The sequence below is a fragment of the Sphingomonas bacterium genome (assembly GCF_903643065.1).
GTDB lineage: Bacteria > Pseudomonadota > Alphaproteobacteria > Sphingomonadales > Sphingomonadaceae > Sphingomonas.
In genome coordinates this window covers 1-3,107 of the sequence record NZ_CAHJWX010000373.1, presented here as the reverse complement: position 1 = coordinate 3,107, position 3,107 = coordinate 1, and the positions used below count along the sequence as shown (strand labels likewise).

Sequence of the window (3,107 nt, the reverse complement as noted above, 5' to 3'; positions counted from 1 at the left end):
GCCGGTCGCCTCACGGTCGAGCCCGCCCGCCTGGGAGACGACGCCGATCGACTCGCGCACCCGCGCCGGTTCGCGCGGCCGAGCCGGTCGCGGCGTTCCCGCCCGATTTCGACGCCCTCGTCGCCGCGTTGCGCGAGCAGCCCGGCGCGCTCGGCGACGCGATCCGGCTGGAGAACGCCGCGCTCGTCTCCTATGCGCCACCCGAGCTGGTGTTGAGCGGCCGCCGCCCGATGGTGGCCGAATATGTCAAGGATCTGGGCGACGCGCTCAAGGCGCTGAGCGGCCGCGCGTGGCGGATCAGCTTCGTGGGCGAGCCCGGTCAGCCGACGCTCAAGGAACGCGAGGCGCAGGCATCGGACGCGGCGCGCGACGCGATCCTCGCCTCGCCGATGATCCGGGCGGCGCGCGATGCGTTTCCCGATGCCGAACTCGAAACCTGGCCCGGCCAACGGAGTACCGCGACATGAACGACGACCAGCTCAAGCGCATCATGGAGATGGCGCAGAACGTCCAGAACGAGCTGCAGACCGCGCAGGCCAATCTCGACAAGATCGAGGTGGAGGGTGCCGCCGGCGGCGGGCTCGTCAAGATCAGGACCACCGCCAAGGGCAGCGTGATCGCGATCCAGATCGACGACTCGCTGCTGCAACCCAGCGAGAAGGGCATGCTGGAAGACCTGCTCGCCGCCGCCTTCAATGACGCGCGCAGCAAGGCCGACGCGATCTCGGGCGAGGAGATGGGCAAGATGACCAGCGGCCTGCCGCTGCCGCCGGGGTTCAAATTGCCGTTCTGAGGCGTGGTGCTAAGGAGGATCGCATGAAATACTCGATCAAGCGCAACGCCCGTTCCGGACGGTTCGTGTCGGCACGGATCACGACCGCTGGGCAGGTCGAGACCAGCGAGGCGAAGGACGGGTATCCGTACGTCGCCGAGCAGACGGTCAGGCGGGCGAAGCGAGCCGCCAATACCTCGTTGAAAGTCGCGGAAGCGAAGTGATGGCGTACAACACGCTGTTCGAGCAGTTGCACGATGCGGACGATGACGAAGTTCGAGGCCTGATCGCCTATGGTTTGTACAAGATCGCGAAGCGCGAGTGGGTCCAGCTGACATCCGCGAACGGCAAGCCACCGACGCCAGCAGAGTTAAAGGCCTATCAAGAGACTTGGACACCGGCGAATATCGCGAGCAAGCGAGCGGAAGCCGATCAAGTGCTGCGTTCCTATTCAGATGAGGTGGTGAGGCAGGAACGCCCGCGTATCATTGAGGAAGCGCTCAGAGGCAGCTTCTGGAACAGTGTGTTGGTGAATATCGTGTCGGCCTTCATCTACACGCTGATCCTGATCGCGCTTGTCGTGGTGTTGAAAGTGGCGGGCGTCGACCTGCTCTCCATCGCGAACTCCACCTAGCGGACGCATCGATCCAGCCCCGCGCGCCGCACCACACCCACATACCGCGCCAGCCGGTTGCCGTGCCGCCGGATCGCGCCGTGCGGGTCGCTCGCGTCGCGTTTCTCCGGCGAAGGCAGGATCGCCGCGATCCGTCCCGCCTCCAGCGGCGTCAGCCGGCTCGCGTCATGCCCGAAATAGCGCCGGGCCCCCGCGTCGGCGCCATAGGTGCCGACGCCGGTCTGCGCGATGTTGAGGTACACTTCCATGATCCGGCGCTTGCCCCACAGCGCCTCGATCAGCACGGTGAACCAGGCCTCGAAGCCCTTGCGGACATAGCCGCCACGCTGGAACAGGAACGCGTTTTTCGCCGTCTGCTGGCTGATCGTCGAGCCGCCCCGGATGCGCCCGCCCCGCGCGTTGTGCCGCGCGGCGGACTCGATCCCGCGCCAGTCGAAGCCGTGGTGGAGACAGAAGGTGGAGTCCTCCCCCGCGATCGCCGCGCGCGCCATGTCCGGGTCCATCGCGTCGAGCGGCATCCATTGCTTGGTCACGCCCGCGCCGCCGACCGCGTCGCCCAGCATCGTGAACGTGCCGGGCGGCGGCACGAACCGGTACAGCCCCACCCAGAGCACCGACACCAGCACGAAGCCGAGCACGGCTCGCACGCCCCATCGCAACAGCCGCCGCATGGCGCCGACCCTGCCGCGCCATCGGGGACCCGGCAAGCCCGAACCCGCGTTGTACCTGCCATGCCCGATGCCCGCAGCTCCTTCGCCACGCCGGCCGGCGGCTGGTTCGCCGTGCTCAAGCGCAGCTGGAAGGAGACGGGCGACGACAATATCGGCCTGATCGCGGCGGGCGTCGCCTTTTACGGCTTCCTCGCCATCGTGCCGCTGCTCGGCGCGACCGTGCTCAGCTATGGCCTGATCGCCCGTCCCGCGACGGTGATCGCCGACATGAAATCGCTGACCGCCGTCATGCCGGCGCAGGCCGCGCAGCTCGTCGGCGACCAGCTGCTCCATGTCGTCCAGACCTCCGGCGGCAAGAAGGGGCTGGGCCTGCTGGTCGCGCTCGGCATCGCGCTGTTCGGCGCGCGCGGCGGCGCGGGCGCGGTGATGACCGCGCTCAACATCGCCTATGAGGAGAAGGAGCGGCGCGGCTTCGTCGCGACCAACGCGACCGCGCTGACGATCACGGCGGCGGCGGTGATCGTCGCGATCCTGGCGGTGGTGGCGATGGCGGCGCTGGCGCAGCTGGAGAAGCTGCTCCCCGGCGCGCCCGGCGTCGTGCTCGTGTTCGGCAAGCTGCTGACCTACCTTGTCCTGCTGCTCGCCGCCGCCGGCGCCGCCGCGGCGCTCTACCGCTATGGCCCCAGCCGGGCCGACGCGCGCTGGATATGGCTGACGCCGGGCTCGCTCGTTGCGGCGATCGGCGGCGTGGTGCTGACGCTGGGCTTCGGCCTCTATGTCTCGACGTTCGGTAACTACAACGCGACCTATGGCTCGCTCGGCGCAATCGTGGTGCTGCTGACCTGGCTCTACCTGTCAAGCTACCTGCTGCTGTTCGGCGCCGAGCTCAATGCGGAGCTGGAGCACCGCGCTGCGCCGACACCCCCCGCCGCCGCGCCGCCCGCCCCGATGCCAGCGGTCGTCGCGCCGGCACCGTCACCGCCCTCGACCGCCGCCGACTTTGCGACCGCCCGCGTGGCGTCGCGGCTGG

5 protein-coding genes and 1 pseudogene are annotated in these 3,107 nt (G+C 68.9%); 5 read left to right on the top strand and 1 reads right to left on the bottom strand.

Annotated elements, in window-relative coordinates; translation table 11 throughout:
- From HUU95_RS12300 to HUU95_RS12285, 4 genes and pseudogenes are all read left to right on the top strand, one after another.
- Positions 1-467: pseudogene (locus tag HUU95_RS12300) on the top strand (DNA polymerase III subunit gamma/tau); the annotation flags it as partial.
- Complete coding sequence (locus tag HUU95_RS12295; RefSeq protein ID WP_174280369.1) at positions 464-793, top strand: YbaB/EbfC family nucleoid-associated protein; 330 nt, start codon at positions 464-466, stop codon at positions 791-793. The pseudogene HUU95_RS12300 and the gene HUU95_RS12295, both read left to right, overlap by 4 nt.
- Before the next feature lie 23 nt (positions 794-816).
- Positions 817-996: a hypothetical protein gene (locus tag HUU95_RS12290; RefSeq protein WP_174280368.1), complete on the top strand. Its 180-nt coding sequence runs from the start codon at positions 817-819 to the stop codon at positions 994-996.
- Positions 996-1,406, top strand: coding sequence for a hypothetical protein (locus HUU95_RS12285; RefSeq protein WP_174280367.1), 411 nt, complete (start codon positions 996-998; stop codon positions 1,404-1,406). Before HUU95_RS12290 ends, HUU95_RS12285 begins: the two co-directional genes overlap by 1 nt.
- On the opposite strand, the gene mtgA is transcribed toward HUU95_RS12285, so the two are convergent.
- Entirely contained in the window at positions 1,403-2,077 is a 675-nt protein-coding gene (gene mtgA, locus HUU95_RS12280) for a monofunctional biosynthetic peptidoglycan transglycosylase (RefSeq protein WP_174280366.1), read from the bottom strand. The genes HUU95_RS12285 and mtgA overlap by 4 nt on opposite strands.
- Before the next feature lie 60 nt (positions 2,078-2,137).
- Here mtgA and HUU95_RS12275 point away from each other — a divergent pair.
- The coding region (locus HUU95_RS12275) for a YihY/virulence factor BrkB family protein (RefSeq protein WP_174280365.1) at positions 2,138-3,107 on the top strand (970 nt) is incomplete at its 3' end.

Bases quoted from the DNA above. Each gene is read 5' to 3' on its own strand.
- HUU95_RS12295 (WP_174280369.1), top strand. From the start codon at position 464: ATGAACGACGACCAGCTCAAGCGCATCATGGAGATGGCGCAGAACGTC.
- HUU95_RS12290 (WP_174280368.1), top strand. From the start codon at position 817: ATGAAATACTCGATCAAGCGCAACGCCCGTTCCGGACGGTTCGTGTCG.
- HUU95_RS12285 (WP_174280367.1), top strand. From the start codon at position 996: ATGGCGTACAACACGCTGTTCGAGCAGTTGCACGATGCGGACGATGAC.
- mtgA (WP_174280366.1), bottom strand. From the start codon at position 2,077: ATGCGGCGGCTGTTGCGATGGGGCGTGCGAGCCGTGCTCGGCTTCGTG.